The following is a 17,687-nucleotide window of genomic DNA, read 5'->3' as shown; positions in this document are numbered from 1 at the left end:
GGTGATTGGGGACTGGGGACTGGGGACTGGGGACTGGGGATTGAGGATTGGGTAAGTTTCTTCTTCCTTCTTCCTTCTCCTGACTCCTGACTTCTGACTCCTATTCACGGTGTCAATATTTGGGGAGAATCATAAACTTCATTACCAATAATGCCAATTAAATTTAATTTGCTTAAAATTTCTGTAGCTTCCATCAATTTATTAGGAGTAACTTTACCAATCCGTCCTACCATAACAATCCCATGAGATAATGAAGCCACAATCCTACCATCAACTGTATCTAAAACAGAGGGTGCATCTATTAACACTAAATCATAATTTAGTTCAAATAAATCCATTAATTCTTGCATTCTCTCAGAACTCAACAGATTTACCGCATCCTCTGGGATTGGACCAGCAGTTAAAACATCAATAGCTGGGTGAATAGGCTGAATGTAAGTATTAAATGATGTGTTGATATCATCAACTAGTAATAAGGATAAACCCCAATCATTGGTCAGTCCTAGAGTTTTATGTAAACTGGGAGAACGCAAGTTAGCATCAATTATTAATACTCTTTGGTGCATTCGAGCCGCACTAGCAGCTAATCCTAAAGCCAAAGTTGTTTTTCCTTCTCCTGGTAATGCAGAAGTTAACATCAATGATTTTAAAGGTAGAGAATTATTTAACATCAGAATATTCTGGTAAATAATATCTAATGTTTCATGATTTGGCAAGTTTTTGATTATTCCTGGATGAGAAATATCTACATTTTTAGATTTATCTCTCATCATAGATTGGAATTGGCTTGTCCAACTATTTTGACGTTTTCCTAATCTTGGTACTGAACCTAATAACTGAATATTGGTCAAATTTTGTAAATCCTGAGTATAGAAAATTGCATTATTAAATTTTTCCCAAATTAATGCTGCTGCTAAACCCAATATTGGACCAATGAATATGCCTCCAACAATTAGTAACCAGCGCAAATTACCTATATGTATTCCTAAAGCTGGTTCTTCTAAAATTTGCCAATTAAAACCTTCTTGAGCAATTTTTACACCTAATGAATTTTGTACTTGTGTCAATTGTTGCAGTGTTTTACGATAAGATTCTATATTGGCAACTAACCTCTTGTATTCTGTAATTAAACTGGGATATGTATTCAGCAAAGAACTAATTTCTTGTTCGGATTTTGCCAAATCACGATCATGGGCAATTAGTCCTAATGCATTCATTTTCAATTGAGTTAAATCATTTTCTACCTTTGGGATTATTTGTGATGATAATTTTGATTTACTACTAATAGTAATAGCTTTATTTTGTCCTTGTTGTTGTAATAGTGTACTAATAATCTGCTGTTTCTGTTTCAGTTGTTGGATGATAGGATGTTTTTCTGTATAAAGAATCCGAGCTTGCATTAACTCTTGTTCTGTTTGATTAAGTTCACTAATTAAGGCTTGATATTGTCTAGATTCCAGGGAATCGTTAATATTTATGTTATTTTGATTGGAAGACTTAATTGCTTGTTCTAGGCTGTTGTGCCTAGTCTGGACATCTTGCAGTTGAGCGCGAGTTGTTTGCCGCTGTTTTTGAATATCTGCTAAAGACTGTAATAAAATTTGACTTTGTAAAACTGGATCAATTAAATTATTTTGTTGACGAAATTGTTCTAATTTTTTCTCGGCTTTTAATACATCTTTTTGCAGTTGTGGGATATGATTATTAACAAAGACTAATCCTTGATTAATTCGCTGATTTTTTTGCTCGGTATTATAGTCCTGATATACTTTCTCTAAAGCTTGTAATACTCTTTTCGTTCTGAGAGGATCTTTGTCTGTAAAAGATAGTAAAAATACTTGGTTAAAATTTTGATTAACTCCTGTACCTAATGGTAACTGAGTTAGTGCCAAAGATGAAACTTTATCAATTTGGCTGTTATTATAAATATCTTCTACGGTTATTTGTGGATAATCAGCATGAAGTAAATTTACAGCTTTCTGTATTAATTTACTACTCAGCATTAATTTAACTTGACTACTGTAGTCAATGGATGATATTTGCGATTTACGTAAATCTTTTGTTGTCTTTTCGACCTTACTATTTGGTAAAGATTTATCTGAATTATAACTTACCAATATTTGCATATAACTTTGATAAGTTGGTTTATTAGTAATAGCTATAAGGCTTGTTACTGACATGACTGTACAGGAAATCCCTAGTATCAACCACCGATGGTAAAGTAAAATGGGAATTATTTTTTTGATATCAATTACGCTATGTGTAGAGCTAGTAAGTAATTTTTTCAATGTTATCGCATTTGTAGCCACAATCATATTCCTCTCAAATTGCAACAATATATCTGGAAGCAGATGATGATTAGAAAACTTTTAGAGATATTTGATACTCAATGTTTTCTGGTTAATAATCAATACTTATTCTTCCTATGATTACAGATATACTTAACAGAAAATATTCAGCAAGTAGTTCTTGGCTAATACCTTCAAACAGGTATATGTCTAATCAGTGTGAGGAACATAAATTTTCTGCAAACATTGTGAGAATATTTATCTTGTATTTACACCAGATTGCAGATTCATGAGAGACAGGATCTAAATTCAGACTCCTGTGCGTGTTCTTAAAACTGCACCTATAGTTTCTTTTTTATGTATTAATGGTTTCCAGCTACCTTTAGTGTTTGGTAATTCTTCATATTCACCAATCAGCGGTTTCTACTATTTGTAAATCTGGAAAACTTAGCACGGCTACTGCGGCACGGCTGATTGTACCATCTTCCAAAAATCCCATGTCTACTCCAGCAACATACTGGATAGTTTCTGGCAGTTTATCTGTGGTAATTACTTGATAGCGGAGATTTTCTTGAATGGTTTTCGCTTCTTCTACAGTAGAAGGCCAATGATCAGGCTTATGAATTTCCATCTTGCTTCATTTGGTAGTTAATTTATTTTTACCAGAAGAAGAAATTTTTCGAGATTAGTGGAATTATATAAGCAAAAAAGCAAGCTGTTAAAACTCGCTTTCTGTATAACTGGGGCGCTAGGATTCGAACCTAGGGATGGCGGGACCAAAACCCACTGCCTTACCACTTGGCTACGCCCCAATGAATTCACTGTAGATAATATAGCAGTTATATTGAGATAATGTCAAGTGTTTTGGGAAAAAAGATTTTGCCCACCAAATATAACCACAACGGCGGCGGAGATAGACCCCCAATTTCTCTCAGAAGTCGGGGATCTGAGTGGCTAAAATACGCGATGCTGTAGGGATGGCATTTGGCGACGAACTTGTTCTAGTCGGGTGGGTTTGATTTCAGCGATCGCCACTCCTGGTTTTTCCCCAGCGTCTGCTAAAATGACACCCCAAGGGTCAATAATCATAGCGTGTCCATGAGTTTGGCGACGGTCATAATTAGTACCAGTTTGGGCGGGAGCAATAACGTAACAGGTATTTTCTATCGCCCTAGATTGGAGTAATACTTGCCAATGGTCTTTACCAGTAAAAGCCGTAAAGGCTGCGGGAACAAATAGAATATCTGCGCCTTGATTGGATAGATGTCGGTACAGTTCGGGAAAGCGAACATCATAGCAAATAGAAAGGCCAATTTTCCCTAACTCCGGGGAAGCGTAAACGGGAGGTAATTCAAGTCCAGCCATGACGGTGCTGGATTCTTGATAGGTATTACCATCAGGGACATTGACATCAAATAAATGGACTTTTTGGTAACGGGCGAGTTCTTGACCGTTGGCATTGATCAGTAATGCTGTATTATAAACTTTACCGTTACTATCTACAGGGATAGGGAAGCCGCCGCCGAGAATGGTAACTTGAAAGCGTTGTGCCATTTTGTGGAGAAATGTTTCTGTTGCTTGAGCGATCGCATCTCCTTGGGCTAGTTTATCCTTTTCTTCCCCCATAAAAGAGAAATTTTCTGGTAAACCCACCAACTCTGCACCTTGACGCACAGCCAAATCAATTAATTCTTCTGCTTGTGCCAAATTTTTTTGCAAATCGGGCACACTGGTCATTTGAATAGCGGCGGCTAAATAAGACTTCATAGATTCAAGAACAAACGGTAGATTGAGACAATTATAGATATCTAAATATATCCTCATATCATTCCATTTTAAACAAAAAGTAGGGGCGGGGTTTCCCCGGACAATTTCTCTCAATTTCCCGGATAAAAAATTATATGCTCTTTGAGTAACTCATCTTCTTGAGCATAACGCTGGATAGCTAAAAGTAAAATCATCACATTTAACCCAGCATAAACATCTACTTGACGCTGACCTAATTGATAAACACCAGCATTTTGCAATTCTCGCAGCTTAGTTTGGGGTACTGCTGTAAATCTGTATTTTTGCCGTGATTATTTGGTAGAGATTGCCATTTTCCTAACCATTGTTGTTGTTGATCTAAGGGAAGAATTTCTACTCTTTCTAAATTTTTGGGTAAATTAGAGATAATTGATAAAGGAATCACATTACTGGTAATTAATACCTTATGTCCCATGCTTTGATCATTTTTACATTGTTGCTGAAATTCGCTAACTTGCTGAATAAATTTTTCCAGATTTTGATTATTTCTAGACGCAGTTGGTAATTCGTCCCAACCATCAAAGATAAAAACAAAACGATGATTTTTATTTCTTAACCAATTATGATTACCATGAATCAAGCTAATATCTAAATTTGCAGTTAATGTTTCTGCTAACTGAGATGATAAAACTTTGATATCTTTGACATTAATTAAAATTGGAGCTTGACGAAATTGATACCAAATATTTGATAGAGATTTTTTCATTGCTCATCACTACTCAAACTAGTTAAAAATATAATTTATAGGTTAACAGTAATCACTTGTAAATATAGCTATGTATACAATTTTTGCAAGAAAAATTTACACCACAAACTTATATTCACCGTATAATTACGGTATTAGACACTGGGATTACGGTTAATCCAAATGCCTCTCATTCCTGCCGATTTAGCCCCATAATAATCATCTGTTATGCTGTCACCAATATGCCATGCTTCTTCTGGTGAACATTTATGCTTATTTAAAGCAATTTTAAATATTTCTGGATCTGGTTTAGCGGCACGAACTTGAGTAGAAATGGTAACAGAAGAAAAATATTCTCTGAGTCCTAAGCCTTGCAATACTAAATATAAACGAGAATCAAAATTAGATAATACTCCTAATTCAACTCCTAAGCGTCGCCAGTTCATTAATGCTAGAGTTACATCAGGATAAACATACCAAGGTTCAGGAGTACCAAAGTGGATATAAAGTTCGGTAAAAAAAGCGGTAAAATCGGTAAATTCTTGGAGAACACCAGCGCCTTCAAAGGTATTTAAGGCAATTATCCGCCACCAATCGTATTCACGCTGGGGAATATCTTTGATATCTGCATCAAGAAATATTGGTGGTGGTGAGGCTTTAAAGCTTTTCACAAAGTTTTGATCTAAAATTTGGGCGGAAACTTCTACACCAAATTCTTGGGCGATTTGTCGGTAAATTTCCCCAACACTACCTTTAATCCCAAACAATGTACCAACAGCATCTACAAAAATAACTTTAGGCTTTTTCATAAGAATTAATACTTTAGTCCGCAGCAGTCACTAAATACATAGCCATGATATCTGAATTTGTCTAGTTTACCGTTTTAGATCCCAAACTTCTCATCTACAGCAAATTGTCATCAAACCTGGAACAAGAACCCCAACCCCCTCCCCGCAAGCGATGAGGGGGCTAAGATGTAGCTTATATGATTGGAAATCGCTGTAGATCCCCAACTGGTTGGAGAAGTCGGGGAAGGATCTTTAATTACTTGGAAATGGCTTCTATTATGGGGCTAACTAACCAATTAAACCCAACTTTCAATTGATGATTTAAAGTGGGTAAACGATACAGATAAGCTAGACGACGGGCTAAGTAGGCAACAGAACCGTCTAATTGCACACCTAACCCGGTGAGGGTGGCGTTATCTATTCCTAAAGCCATCATTTCTCCTAATGGTTGATAGCGGAAGGGAAGGAGGGGACGATTGGTGATGGTAGCCCAGATATTCCAAGCGGTATAATCGGCTTGTTGAAAGGCGACTTGGGCGGTTGCGGGGACTTGTTTTCCGTCTGCGTCGAGACAGTCGGCTAAGTCTCCTAAAGCAAAGATTTCGGGATGTTCTATGGCTTGTAGTTGGTCTGTGGTGGTGATTTGTCCGCGCTGATTGTGTTTGAGGGGTAAGGCTGTGACAACTGGAGAAACTTTTGTTCCTACTGTCCAAATGACTAAATCTACGGGTATGGTGTCTACTTGATTTTTATACTCTAGGGAGATGCTATCTTGATTGATTGCTGCTACTTTGGTTTCTAGGTCAATAAATACGCCTTTACTATCTAAGGCTTTTTTGGCGGCTGCACGGTTAAATTCTGGGGAAGTGCGTAAAATTTGATCACCGATTTCAATGAGGCGGAAACGTCCTTTTTCGCCGATTCTATCTGCTAGTTTACAAGCTAATTCTACGCCGCTGTAACCTGCACCAACTATGGCGACACGGATTTTTTCTGGCTTTGCTGCTTCGAGAATTCGTAGCCGTTCTTCCAATTTGTAGGCATCTGTGATAGTACGGAAAGGGTAAGCATAGGTAGCAGCACCAGGAACTAAGTCTAGGGGTGTTTCACCACCTAATGCTAAGACTAAGCGGTCATAATTTAGTTCTGATTTATCTTGTAATTGGACTTTTTGTTTGTTGATGTCTATTGTGGAAACGGACGCTTGGTGGAATTGGATTCCTGTTCCTTGCAGTAGTTCTGAGTATGGTGGGGCGATTTCCCAGGTTTGGAGTTCTCTGGTGAGGAGTTCGTAAAGCAGGGGGGAAAAGACAAAGCGATCGCTCTGATCTACTAAAATAATCTCAGGTTTGGGTGTAGAATCCCAGGGGAGTTGGCTTAAACGCAGGGCGGTGTAGAGTCCACCAAAGCCACCACCTAGTATACAAATTTTTGTAGTTGGTTGAGTCATAATTTTTTTAGGCGCTAAATCCCAGTTAGATATTTATTTTAGTGTAATGTTTTATTACGGTTTCTTGCCATTAATCAACAATCCTGATGTTTGCCTTTATGCAAATCAGGACAAATGGTAATTTTATTTATACTGAAAACGGTTCATAGTTTAACCAAATATGAAACCCCTCTCCAAACCTCTCCAGTATTAAATGTTATTCCTTTTCCCTCTCCTAAGAGGAGAGGGTTAGGGAGAGGTGCGGGGAGAGGCTTTGAAATTGTTCTTTGTATGATAAAAAAGTCCAGCTTCTAGCCGTTTTGAGTATAAGAATCAAGATTTGAACGCAGATAAACGCAAATAAACGCAGATAAATTAATAGATTGAAGGCGTTGCTGATTAAGGGTATGAATTTTAGTCTCACGCAAAGGCGCAAAGACGCACTGAGGTAAGAGTTTTAAAGGTTCAATTTAGGAATTTCATACCTCAATTCAGCAACGCCAGAGATTGAATAATTCTGTGTTAAATGTTTTTCATGACAAACTACATAGTCGCTAATACAAATTCTCCTTCGTTAACAGAGTTATTTATTGATATATCATAAACCAAGCCTGTTTTCTCAGCATAAACATGAACAGTTGTAGGTAATTCACCGATTTTATTGAATGTCAGAACTTGATATAGCAAATCTCCCTGAGTTACTGAAGTACCTAATGCAGCTTTAGATAAAATCATTCCGCCTACGGGACTCCAATATTTTTTGAGTTGACTAAGTGAACGAAAATTGGTTTGATGAGATATAGTTTTTAGTTGGGTTAAATCCTGTATTTCTAAAATACTTTTTTGAGTTAAATAATTTTTAATTCCGCACACTCCTTTAGTTACTGAATTTGGATTCATTTGCATTCCCGTTCCTAATTCTAAAGTCCATGCTTCTTTATCAAATATCATTTTTTGTTCGGTTAATTTTAATAAAGCATTCTCTAAAGCTAACCAGGGTTTTATGAATGATTCATCAAAAGCATCACCATCATATTCATCAAATAAAATGGCATAATTTAGGAGAAATAAATTAGCGCTGTCTTCTCGATTTCGGAAATAATAAAGGTATTCTATTCCTTCTCCAGTGTGACTATGTAAATCAATGACGTAATCTGCATCCAAAGAAAGAGATTGCAGCTTATAGCGATATTTATTAGTTAGTTGTACACTACTAGGGGCATTGATTTTATCTAAAAGACTATCAAAACTAGATTCAATTTTTTGAGAAAAATTATATTTGATAGTATCTATGTCTAAACCAATTTGGGAACGGGCAAATTCTTCTATATCCAGGACTTACGCAACTGGCACATTGGTAGGGTGCGTCAAATATCAACAATCTGTTTATTTGCAGGATTTATGCAGTCTGACGCACCCTACAACAGATTTTTGGTGTGACACTTGCGTAAGTCCTATATATCATCATGTTGTTTTTCATAATCCCAAAAAATTTTATTCCAATTTTGACTATCATAAATATTGAATCTACCCGTAGAAAATTTATGATTTCGCTGGTTAACATTTGATCATCTTCCAAAACACGACCAACTGCTTCATCGTCCATTACATTGGGAATTTGATCACAAATTACTGAAATTTCCTCACGGCTAAAACACTCTGGAATGAACAAAAATCCTTGTTCTTCATAACTTTTTAGTGCTTCTGTTGTCAGTTTCATTTTGCTCTTAATTAGAATTTACTTAGTTAATGCAGATAATAAAATTTGTACTATTTCAAAACATGAGAAATGCTATTCCTCTGTTTAAATTCTAAAATTTTATCTACTGCTTTTTGAGTGCCACCTGATATTATCAAAGAATCACTTAATAGATCAACGTTACTACGAATTTTTTCATCTTTGATGATCTGCTCAACAAGCGATCGCAATTTCAATGGAGCAATATTTTTCTGTTTTACCCATACTCCTATATTTAATTCTTCTACACGATTAGCTACTAAATATTGATCGCCTCCTTGGGGAAATACAACCAGTGGTACTTTGTTAATTAATGCCTCCCAAGTGCTATTAGTTCCCCCATGAGTAATGAAAACACTAGCTTGTTGAAGCACTTGCATTTGAGGTACATAGTTGCTGACAATAAAATTAGGGGGAATTTTTCCCAATTCAGCAATATCTATAAATTTCCCCACAGACATTACTACCGTATACTCACTATTTGCAAAAGCTTGTAAACATTTTTGATAAAAAAAGGTTTTAGAATTATATAAAATTAAAAAGTTAGCACAAGATGCCGGACTGGTAGGAATCTCAATCCCCTGGTTTCGTCCCAGACAAACTTGGTATGTTTTTGCGAAAAACCAAGACCGTCTTCCAACTCAGGCTATGTTTCCTTATCTTCATGGTGTTGTCCTATTCGATCCAATGTTTGAGAGATCAAAAGAATAAAAATTGGCACAACTTTTACTGGATCTGGGTTTCTGGCTTTATTTTCCAATCCGATAGATGTAATCATTGCTTTAAACTAAAACTCTTATATAGCAAGAGTTACATCATTTCATTTAGGGAAAGTGACAGAAGAGGAGTTATTTGACAGGTTATATAGGATGGCAATTTATAGCGGTATGCACTTGAATGAGATACATCATAAGTCCCCTCCTCGCTTGCGGGGAGGGGGTTGGGGGTGGGGTTCTTGTATTTCACTCAACCAAGAACCGCTATATCGGCATTAAATAATCTTGATGCTTTGAGAAATAAAATCAATATAAGGAGACTTCTGTGCCATACCTATGCCTATGTGCGTTCCATATACTCCTTGATTCATAATGGAGTTTATCTGCCAATTCAGATTTTTTTCAATATTTTTGTTACAGCCAAAGCCTATCTCAGTAAAACTCAAGTTACGTTCTAAACCATAATCCATTTCCAGTAATATAGAAGTTTCATCCCTACCATCCAAAATGAGATGAGTTATAGTATTATCTTCGATATGAATATATTTTTCTTGACTTGAATTTACCTTCTTAAGTAAATATGTCAAAGCATTATGGTGACGTTCTCTCACTTGTGGGTTTGCACAAGCCTAAATCATGCCATCAAAAAAGAAAGTTCCATCTAGTGAAAAACTTGATTTATCACTTTTAATATTGACTATTCCGCTTTCTAGCATTTCCGAAATTGAGTAAAACCATCCTGGTTCTAACTCATCTTCAGTATTTATAACTTCTAAATTTTCTGACAATAAGCACGTTAATTTAGTGCCTCTATGATCAGATAAATATAATTCATCTTCCACTTCAGCAATTTGCTCATAAGTTTTAGCTCTTAACTCTAATACTTGTGTTAGATCACAAGAGAGAAGTTGCTCGAATGAATAAGCGATGATTTGAGGATTTATATCATACCTAACTGCTAGTAGATGGATAATCGTACTTTTGGAGGTATGAGATAGCTGTATAAGTCGATCATGATAACTATAATCTGAAATTACAGCAAATGCTAGTTGTTGACTAGCAAAATCGTAATCATCAAATAAAATAGTTTGATATCCTTGCTCTTGAAAATAATAATTAAGATCAGTGCTATCAACAAGGATAGGAATTTTTTTATTAACTAAGGAATGATGAAAACGTATGGCATTCATTGAGAAATTTGTTCCTGTTTTGATTGGTGATAAAAATTACTAAGCTTTATTTTTAAACATCCAGAGTTTCAGATAACCGACTGCTTAGAGAAGTCGGGTGTTTTGTTGTTGGGAAATTATTGAAGATTCCCATATCTAACCATTCTAACTACAGTTTACTACAAAATCCTAATTATTGAATTAGTTTTGTATCACTATCTTGAGAATAAATGTCTAATTTATTTCAGATAAGGTTTTAAATTGTTCCTCACTAATACGTCCTGCTGCATATAAAGTTTCTGTAATTTCAGAAATTGTTAAAACTGCGTGTGCTTGATAACCATTTTCTCGCAATCTGTCTTTTACACCTTGCTCATGGTCCATAAATACTACAATATCATTGACATTTAATCCTGCATATTTTAACTTTTCTGCTCCTTCCATTACGCTTTTACCACTGATCAAAATATCATCAACAACGACAACAACTTCTCCAGGATTAAAATTACCTTCTATTACCTTGCGGGTTCCGTGTGCTTTTACTTCTTTGCGGGGAAAAATCATCGGGGAATTTAGATGTAATGATAATCCAGTAGCAGTAGGTAAAGAACCATAAGGAATACCGGCTATTCTATCATAAGTTAGGTCTTTAAGAATCTCTGCATAAGCAATTACTATCTGATGAAATATTTGGGGATTAGAAATGATTTTGCGGAGGTCTATATAATAGGGAAAGGTAGCACCAGAAGCTTGGACAAATTCACCAAACATGATACAACCAATGTCATAAAGTTGTAAAATTAAATCTAAAAGCGGGTGTTTATTTAATAAACAAACATCGGGAAACCAAACGGAACAAGCGGAGTTTTTCTGAGAAATTTCAGTTCTAAGCTGATTAATTTCTGCCCTTAAAAATTGCAGTTGGGTAGATAGATTTTCACTTCCTAACATATCTTGAGAAACGGGAAGAAGTAACCCATCACCATTATAATTTAATCCCGCTGATAGCAAGTTTTTAAGATTACCACCTTCACACCAGATGCTGCGGGCTAAAATTACTCTTTCTGGTGCTTCTTTGCGAATTTTTGCTAAAATATCTGGCTGAATAGTTCCTACTTCTAAACCCAGTTGTTCAGGTGTTCCCCAGTTTTTTGCTTCTTTGACTACTTGTAAATAAAAAGGTGATTCGGCTGTAGGGTATTGCTGCAAAATCACTGCACCTGGATTAGAAGTTGTACACAAAATAAAAACGGCTTTATCGGGATAAACTAAAAAGGGTGCTACGTGATCTTGTCCTGCATAAGGACTCAATGTAATCGCATCAATCTGCCATTCTTCAAAAACAGTTTTAGCGAAAATTGTACTAGTATTAAGATCGCTATGTTTAGCATCTAATATAATCGGAATGTGGGCAGGAATAGCTTTTAAAGTTCGTTGTAGTAATTCCCATCCCGGAATACCTAAAGCTGCGTAAAATCCCAAAGTTGGTTTATAGGCACATACTAAATCACTGCTTTGGGAAATAGTAAATTCTAACCAATCCCACAGACCATTAATCATACTTTTGGGATCTGATTTCTGGGAATATCGTTCAGGGAGCATTTCTGGATTAGGATCTAGTCCTATAAATAGTAAACTCTGATTTTGGGCGATCGCCCCATTCAATTTATCGTTAAATTTCATTAATGGTAACATGATTATCCGTATATGCGTTAATCTGAGGTTAATGTGATCATTTTCTCCCATTCTGCCAACATTTTAGCACTAATTCCCGATATTTTATCTACATCTTGTAAAGAAGTAAACCTTTGCTGTTGACGGGCTATAATTATCCTTTCGGCTAACTTTTCACCCACGCCAGGAAGAGTTTCTAATTCTGCTTGACTTGCTGTATTGAGATTAATTTTAGTGGTAATTGGATTTACGAAAGATGATGGTTGTTTAATTTGAGGACATTTTTTAACTTCTGCATCAATTTTAGATTTAATATTTGCTGGTAAACCGGGTTTTATTTTACCATAAAGACGGTTAAATTCCCGTTGATAATGTGCTGCTACTGTAGGATTTTCAATCACTATTAATGTTTCATTATTGCCATTATTTGCTGCTTCTGACCAATTATGTGAACCTGTAATTACGGTTTGGTTATCAATGACGGCAAATTTATCATGCAATAAATCTCCTTTAGCTAAAACCGGGACTCCCACTGTAGAAATCGGATTTTTCCAAGGACGGTTATCAACTTCATATTTACAGTTATTACTTAAAGCAAATCCCATCATATCTAAAGCTTCACTGTAGTAACGATAAGCAAATTGTGGTTCAATTAAAGCTCGAATTTGGACATTTTGATTATGACGCTGTTCGAGAATATTGGCAAGTTGTTGATCTGAAAATACAAATAATGCTAAATCTACTGTTTTTGAACTTGCAGATAAGGTTTTAGCAATTAACCCATTACTGGAATTACTCCAAGGTTCAGTAGGAGATGTTGGAGAAAACCGAATTGTAACTTTGCTATTACCTAATGTAATTGTTTGTGGGTTACGAACAGGTTTTGTCACTCCAAATTTACTATCTAGTTTTCCTCCTACTCCGTCACCCCACATAATATTAAATTCTTCTGTGAGTAGAGTTGCTAATTCAGAACTATCAATTTTTAATAAATTATTGGTATTCCCTAAACTACTAGGATTGGTAAAATCTCCAAATGTATCACTGAGGGTAAAATTTGCAGAAGTAATAATTACAAAACGATTATCAACAATCATAAATTTATGGTGCATTAAACTACTACCTTTTGAACCATCAGCAGTATCATCTATCCAAGGAATTTGGGCATTTTGAATAATTGCTAAAGCATCCCGTTGACTAATTTCTTCAGGTGTAATTTGATGATCTTGATTGATATCAACAAATTTCCGAAATTCGTTATATCGTTCCTGTTCTCTTTTTTCTAACTTCGCTATTTCTGTGGAATTGAAACTACTCCAAGGACGAGAATAATTACTTTCTAAAATTAATCTAACCTTGACCCCAGATTTTTGTTTTTCTGCTAATATTTGGGCAACTTTTGGTAAACGCAATTCTTGTACAGCTACATCTACAGAAGATTTTGCTTGGAAAATGGTGTCAACAATCTGCTTTTCTAAATCATCTCCTAACCGGGTTTGCTGACGATAGGTTTCTTGATATTCTGAAGATTCGGAATTATTGAAGTAAACTTGAATTAAAGAATCTTGGGGTAATGCGGGTAATGGTGCTAAATGCTGGTTTGATGATTGGACTTGTTCACAACCAGTTAGAGTGAATAGCAACAAAAAGATATAAGAAAAATAACGGATTTGTGGGAAAATAGACACGGTAATTTAATAAAACTAGATTACAGCAGTTTTCATCTATTTAGACCACACCCTTGATGCGCCTCTGCGTGAGACAAAAAAATGTGGTTTATTTACCCGAAAATCGCTGTAGGGTTATACGTAAATTATTATTCCCAAAATGTGGTGTATTAAATTATGTAGAAAAGTAAATATTTGTCCACTTAATTATTAATTTTTATGCAAGTATATCTAGATTACAGTGCAACTACTCCGACTCGTCCAGAAGCGATCGCAATTATCCAAAAAATCTTAATGCAACAGTGGGGTAATCCTTCCAGTTTACATGAATGGGGCAACCGTGCCGCCTTGGTTGTGGAAACTGCGCGAATGCAAGTTGCGGGTTTAATTAATGCTGTTCCTGAATCAATTATTTTCACTTCCGGGGGAACGGAAGCAGATAATTTAGCAATTATGGGGGTGGCGCGATGTTACACTACTCCCCAACATATTATCATTTCTAGTGTAGAACATTCCGCCATTTCTGAACCGGCGAAAATGTTAGAAAATTGGGGTTGGGAAGTTACCCGTTTGGGTGTAAATCATCAAGGAAGAGTTAACCCCGAAGATTTAACCGCAGCTTTGCGAGATAACACCGTGTTGGTATCTGTGATTTATGGACAAAGCGAAATAGGAACAGTCCAACCAATTGTAGAATTGGGAAAAATAATGGAAACACACGGTGCTTTATTTCACACAGATGCAGTGCAAGTTGCTGGACGTTTACCGCTAGATGTGCAGACTTTACCTGTAGATTTATTGAGTTTATCTAGTCATAAATTATATGGCGGTTTAGGTACAGGGGCGTTATATGTGCGTCCTGGAGTGGAATTAATACCGCTGCTGGGTGGGGGTGGACAGGAGAACGGAATGCGTTCAGGGACGCAAGCAACGCCCGCTATTGCTGGATTTGGAGTAGCTGCGGAGTTAGCAGCACAGGAATTAGAGACGGAAAGAGAGAGATTGATCCTGTTGCGCGATCGCCTCTTTGCCATTTTAGCAGATGTTCCCGGTTTAATGCCCACAGGTGACAAAATTCATCGTTTACCCCATCATCTCAGTTTTTATTTAGAATTTGCAGATGGGGAAAAAATCAGTGGTAAAACTTTGGTACGTCAGTTAAATTTAGCCGGAATTGGTATTAGTGCTGGTGCAGCTTGCAATAGTGGAAAATTAAGCCCTAGTCCCATTTTATTAGCAATGGGATATTCTCAAAAAGCGGCTTTAGGAGGAATTAGATTAACTTTAGGAAAACAGACAACAGTAGCCGATATTGATTGGACTGGAATAGTTTTGAAACAGATTTTGCAGAGATTAACCCCCAGTTAATTTTCGGAAATTAGATGTCTTAATTATTTGTATTGATAATATAACGAATAGGTGATATTAAGAAATCACCGATTACTAATTATCAATTAGACACCTAACAATTTGTAGATAATGTTATTGACAAGAGTAAGTGCGAAAGCACCTAAAATTGCACTCCAAATCCCAAAACGTAACCGGAAACCATCTACTAACCAAGCAGCAATACTAAAACAAGCAACAGCAATCATGAAAGTGAAGATACCAGATAATAAGTCAAAGGTGGCTAAATTTGGTATCACAAACAAAACCTTGAGAACTGGCTTCACTAATGCTGTAATAATACCTAAAACTGCGGCAGAAAAAATTGCCTTTTCAGGAGAATCAATTTCCACTCCTAAAGGTAATTTACTAATAATCCACAAGCTAACAGCCGTGACTAACCAAACAATTAGCAGCGTCGTAATATCCATTACCAGAACCCCTGAAACGTGAATGTTGATATGACGATAAATTACCTGGTTGACTTGGTTTCTTGATCTAAAAATCTTTGTAGCTTAACCAATTATTTATAAATTAGCAGAATTTATGACTAGAACTGAAATTTATTCTAGATATCTTTATGTTTACTCTCTTCAAAAAAGGCAAGTAAGCATGAAGAGGAAAAGAGGCTTTATTTTGAAATATGGTATATAAAAAACAATAAATAAATACTTTGTATGTTGCTGGTATTTCGCTTCACTAATTTATTCTGACTTCTGACTCCTTCTTCAATTTGATTATTGAAATTGAAAGCATAAATTTGCCGTAATGACAAGCGTATGCTCACAATTTCCTGAATTATAAATCAGACTACAAAATAAATAAAAACAGAATTTCTTTTATTTACCACCGTAGAAAAAAGCAATTTCCTTTTCTTTTAAAGGTGCAAAACCAGCTTCAACTAGTTTTTGATCAAGTTCAGCCTGGGGGATGTGTTTAGCACCAATCCGAACAATGCGAGACCGCATGGTATTGGATACACCGCTGCGTTGTCTGCCTGATTCTAAACCCATAACTTGTTCATATAGGTCTAATTTAACTATGGGAATAGGAGAACCATCAAAATCAATTCCCCTTGATATCGCTCTATCAATAGCATCAGCACCCGTGGTATTTTCAGTAGTCATGGTAACGTATTTTCAGAGATGTTGAAATATTTTACCAGGGAATAGGGAACAGGGACGGTTCAGCCAGAATAAATTTTTCGTTTACCGACACAACCATATTTTTCTATTAATTTTATTATTGATACTGGATTCAACGACCATCTTACATTACCACCACAAGCTGTCAGCGCGATGAATCTGCCGTTATATTCCACTACGCTTGCGAGATTAGCCGATGGTAGGGAGACGTTGTTATCTATACATTTAGCAACAATTGTTTGGGACAATCGAGAAAAAGTAGTTCCTATTTTAGCATCTGGTTTTAAACCTTTATTGGGAACGACTTTGATGGATAGGCTTCAACTAGTAGCAAACTCGGTAAATTTCCGTTTGTATGGAGCTTTAAAACCCAAAACTATATCTTGTTTAGGAACTCCAGCTTCTACTAATTCATTAGCTACTCCGATTTCTGTGCCATCGCGTTCAATCCAAATTTTGCCATCTTTAATTTCTACGTAAATAATACAACCAAATATTCGCGTTAGTTCTTGCCAACCAATATTAATAACTTGATAATGATTGCGCTCTGTATCAAATATCAATTTGACTTCTGTTTGATTATTTGGGCGATTTCTTGCGTGACCTTCCAGAATTGTTTGGACTATTTCTTTGTAATTTAGTCTCTCCATATCACAATCTCCTCTTGATCTGGGTTAAAAATCAGTAATTTTAGGTCATATTCGCCAATTATTCTTTGAATAAACTTCCGACTAAAAAACTCATCATAAACATCTACCGGAACGGCTAAATACAAGATCCGAGCAGGTTGGGTCAACCTCAGTGCTGAACGGTAGTTAAGACATTGACCAAGTGCTAGGTGAAATTCAGTTACGTCTGAGGCTCCTAAAAAAGATTTTATCTCTACTGCTATTTTTTTACCAGTTTTTTCAGCAGCTAAAATTCTCTCTGCTGTTAAGTCTATGTAAAAATCAATATCCTCAACTTGAATAAATAGATGCTCGTCAGTAATTGTCCATCCATCTTTTGTCAGGGCTGTTTTAACTGTATTAGGACTTACGCAAGTGTCACACCAAAAATCTGTTGTAGGGTGCGTCAGACTGCATAAATCCTGCAAATAAACAGATTGTTGATATTTGACGCACCCTACCAATGTGCCAGTTGCGTAAGTCCTGTGTATTATGAAATAAATCTAGGACTTACGCAAGTGTCACACT

General features: G+C 36.1%; 18 protein-coding genes, 1 tRNA gene and 2 pseudogenes. 2 read left to right on the top strand and 19 right to left on the bottom strand.

Annotated elements, in window-relative coordinates; all coding sequences use genetic code 11:
- Positions 1 to 104: 104 nt before the first annotated feature.
- The 15 genes and pseudogenes from CA730_RS11855 to CA730_RS11790 form a co-directional block, all read right to left on the bottom strand.
- On the bottom strand, positions 105 to 2,309 hold the full coding sequence (locus tag CA730_RS11855; RefSeq protein WP_172891180.1) for a GumC family protein: 2,205 nt from the start codon (positions 2,307 to 2,309) through the stop codon (positions 105 to 107).
- A 291-nt stretch (positions 2,310 to 2,600) separates the two neighbouring features.
- Positions 2,601 to 2,919: pseudogene (locus CA730_RS11850) on the bottom strand (endonuclease V); the annotation flags it as partial.
- 109 nt (positions 2,920 to 3,028) lie between these two features.
- Positions 3,029 to 3,100 (bottom strand) — tRNA-Gln (locus CA730_RS11845).
- A gap of 142 nt (positions 3,101 to 3,242) precedes the next feature.
- Positions 3,243 to 4,055, bottom strand: a complete 813-nt coding sequence (locus CA730_RS11840) for a carbon-nitrogen hydrolase family protein (protein ID WP_096671472.1) — start codon at positions 4,053 to 4,055, stop codon at positions 3,243 to 3,245.
- 110 nt (positions 4,056 to 4,165) lie between these two features.
- Positions 4,166 to 4,315 carry a hypothetical protein gene (locus tag CA730_RS24345; RefSeq protein WP_157749961.1) on the bottom strand — a complete coding sequence of 50 codons (150 nt, stop codon included), beginning with the start codon at positions 4,313 to 4,315 and terminating at the stop codon, positions 4,166 to 4,168.
- Complete coding sequence (locus CA730_RS11835) at positions 4,288 to 4,800, bottom strand: NACHT domain-containing protein (RefSeq protein WP_197705524.1); 513 nt, start codon at positions 4,798 to 4,800, stop codon at positions 4,288 to 4,290. The genes CA730_RS24345 and CA730_RS11835 overlap by 28 nt, the downstream gene beginning before the upstream one ends.
- A gap of 134 nt (positions 4,801 to 4,934) precedes the next feature.
- A complete protein-coding gene (locus tag CA730_RS11830; protein ID WP_096667463.1) occupies positions 4,935 to 5,588 on the bottom strand; it encodes an HAD-IA family hydrolase in 654 nt (217 codons plus the stop codon).
- A 235-nt stretch (positions 5,589 to 5,823) separates the two neighbouring features.
- Positions 5,824 to 7,017: an NAD(P)/FAD-dependent oxidoreductase gene (locus CA730_RS11825; protein WP_096667461.1), complete on the bottom strand. Its 1,194-nt coding sequence runs from the start codon at positions 7,015 to 7,017 to the stop codon at positions 5,824 to 5,826.
- Positions 7,018 to 7,539: 522 nt separating this feature from the next.
- On the bottom strand, positions 7,540 to 8,160 hold the full coding sequence (locus CA730_RS11820) for a succinylglutamate desuccinylase/aspartoacylase family protein (RefSeq protein ID WP_231940093.1): 621 nt from the start codon (positions 8,158 to 8,160) through the stop codon (positions 7,540 to 7,542).
- A gap of 235 nt (positions 8,161 to 8,395) precedes the next feature.
- Positions 8,396 to 8,716, bottom strand: a complete 321-nt coding sequence (locus CA730_RS11815) for a phytanoyl-CoA dioxygenase family protein (RefSeq protein WP_096667459.1) — start codon at positions 8,714 to 8,716, stop codon at positions 8,396 to 8,398.
- Positions 8,717 to 8,766: 50 nt separating this feature from the next.
- Complete coding sequence (locus CA730_RS11810) at positions 8,767 to 9,195, bottom strand: nucleotide disphospho-sugar-binding domain-containing protein (protein WP_330221294.1); 429 nt, start codon at positions 9,193 to 9,195, stop codon at positions 8,767 to 8,769.
- Between the two features lie 530 nt (positions 9,196 to 9,725).
- Positions 9,726 to 10,061 carry a hypothetical protein gene (locus CA730_RS11805; protein ID WP_096667455.1) on the bottom strand — a complete coding sequence of 112 codons (336 nt, stop codon included), beginning with the start codon at positions 10,059 to 10,061 and terminating at the stop codon, positions 9,726 to 9,728.
- An 18-nt stretch (positions 10,062 to 10,079) separates the two neighbouring features.
- Positions 10,080 to 10,640, bottom strand: a complete 561-nt coding sequence (locus CA730_RS11800) for a hypothetical protein (RefSeq protein WP_096667453.1) — start codon at positions 10,638 to 10,640, stop codon at positions 10,080 to 10,082.
- A 213-nt stretch (positions 10,641 to 10,853) separates the two neighbouring features.
- The gene (locus CA730_RS11795) at positions 10,854 to 12,302 is read right to left on the bottom strand and encodes a bifunctional orotidine-5'-phosphate decarboxylase/orotate phosphoribosyltransferase (RefSeq protein ID WP_096671470.1); all 1,449 of its coding nucleotides are present in this window, start codon (positions 12,300 to 12,302) and stop codon (positions 10,854 to 10,856) included.
- A 29-nt stretch (positions 12,303 to 12,331) separates the two neighbouring features.
- Entirely contained in the window at positions 12,332 to 13,981 is a 1,650-nt protein-coding gene (locus CA730_RS11790; protein WP_096667451.1) for a DUF655 domain-containing protein, read from the bottom strand.
- Positions 13,982 to 14,179: 198 nt separating this feature from the next.
- Between CA730_RS11790 and CA730_RS11785 the strand changes: the two genes are divergently transcribed.
- The gene (locus tag CA730_RS11785; protein ID WP_096667449.1) at positions 14,180 to 15,328 is read left to right on the top strand and encodes a cysteine desulfurase family protein; all 1,149 of its coding nucleotides are present in this window, start codon (positions 14,180 to 14,182) and stop codon (positions 15,326 to 15,328) included.
- An 86-nt stretch (positions 15,329 to 15,414) separates the two neighbouring features.
- Here CA730_RS11785 and CA730_RS11780 read toward each other — a convergent pair whose 3' ends face one another.
- Both CA730_RS11780 and CA730_RS11775 read right to left on the bottom strand, forming a co-directional pair.
- On the bottom strand, positions 15,415 to 15,777 hold the full coding sequence (locus CA730_RS11780) for a phage holin family protein (protein ID WP_096667447.1): 363 nt from the start codon (positions 15,775 to 15,777) through the stop codon (positions 15,415 to 15,417).
- Between the two features lie 408 nt (positions 15,778 to 16,185).
- The gene (locus CA730_RS11775; RefSeq protein ID WP_039200652.1) at positions 16,186 to 16,473 is read right to left on the bottom strand and encodes a small RNA NsiR4-regulated ssr1528 family protein; all 288 of its coding nucleotides are present in this window, start codon (positions 16,471 to 16,473) and stop codon (positions 16,186 to 16,188) included.
- 72 nt (positions 16,474 to 16,545) lie between these two features.
- On the opposite strand from CA730_RS11775, the pseudogene CA730_RS11770 reads away from it, so the two are divergent.
- Positions 16,546 to 16,773, top strand: a pseudogene (locus CA730_RS11770) (clan AA aspartic protease); the annotation flags it as partial.
- 38 nt (positions 16,774 to 16,811) lie between these two features.
- Here the strand turns inward: CA730_RS11770 and CA730_RS11765 are convergent.
- Both CA730_RS11765 and CA730_RS11760 read right to left on the bottom strand, forming a co-directional pair.
- Positions 16,812 to 17,141, bottom strand: a complete 330-nt coding sequence (locus tag CA730_RS11765) for a XisI protein (protein ID WP_096667445.1) — start codon at positions 17,139 to 17,141, stop codon at positions 16,812 to 16,814.
- The gene (locus CA730_RS11760) at positions 17,129 to 17,569 is read right to left on the bottom strand and encodes an element excision factor XisH family protein (protein ID WP_096671468.1); all 441 of its coding nucleotides are present in this window, start codon (positions 17,567 to 17,569) and stop codon (positions 17,129 to 17,131) included. Before CA730_RS11760 ends, CA730_RS11765 begins: the two co-directional genes overlap by 13 nt.
- Positions 17,570 to 17,687 lie beyond the last annotated feature (118 nt).

Source organism: Dolichospermum compactum NIES-806 (genome assembly GCF_002368115.1).
In the GTDB taxonomy this organism is placed as follows: domain Bacteria; phylum Cyanobacteriota; class Cyanobacteriia; order Cyanobacteriales; family Nostocaceae; genus Dolichospermum; species Dolichospermum compactum.
Note: the sequence above shows the minus strand (reverse complement) of the source record. Positions and strands in the feature narration are given on the sequence as shown.

Coding starts and splice junctions, on each gene's coding strand:
- CA730_RS11810 (WP_330221294.1), bottom strand. CDS start 9,195: ATGTCTGTGGGGAAATTTATAGATATTGCTGAATTGGGAAAAATTCCC.
- CA730_RS11765 (WP_096667445.1), bottom strand. CDS start 17,141: ATGGAGAGACTAAATTACAAAGAAATAGTCCAAACAATTCTGGAAGGT.
- CA730_RS11775 (WP_039200652.1), bottom strand. CDS start 16,473: ATGACTACTGAAAATACCACGGGTGCTGATGCTATTGATAGAGCGATA.
- CA730_RS11825 (WP_096667461.1), bottom strand. CDS start 7,017: ATGACTCAACCAACTACAAAAATTTGTATACTAGGTGGTGGCTTTGGT.
- CA730_RS11780 (WP_096667447.1), bottom strand. CDS start 15,777: ATGGATATTACGACGCTGCTAATTGTTTGGTTAGTCACGGCTGTTAGC.
- CA730_RS11840 (WP_096671472.1), bottom strand. CDS start 4,055: ATGAAGTCTTATTTAGCCGCCGCTATTCAAATGACCAGTGTGCCCGAT.
- CA730_RS11785 (WP_096667449.1), top strand. CDS start 14,180: ATGCAAGTATATCTAGATTACAGTGCAACTACTCCGACTCGTCCAGAA.
- CA730_RS11815 (WP_096667459.1), bottom strand. CDS start 8,716: ATGAAACTGACAACAGAAGCACTAAAAAGTTATGAAGAACAAGGATTT.
- CA730_RS11795 (WP_096671470.1), bottom strand. CDS start 12,302: ATGAAATTTAACGATAAATTGAATGGGGCGATCGCCCAAAATCAGAGT.
- CA730_RS11835 (WP_197705524.1), bottom strand. CDS start 4,800: ATGAAAAAATCTCTATCAAATATTTGGTATCAATTTCGTCAAGCTCCA.
- CA730_RS11830 (WP_096667463.1), bottom strand. CDS start 5,588: ATGAAAAAGCCTAAAGTTATTTTTGTAGATGCTGTTGGTACATTGTTT.
- CA730_RS11800 (WP_096667453.1), bottom strand. CDS start 10,640: ATGAATGCCATACGTTTTCATCATTCCTTAGTTAATAAAAAAATTCCT.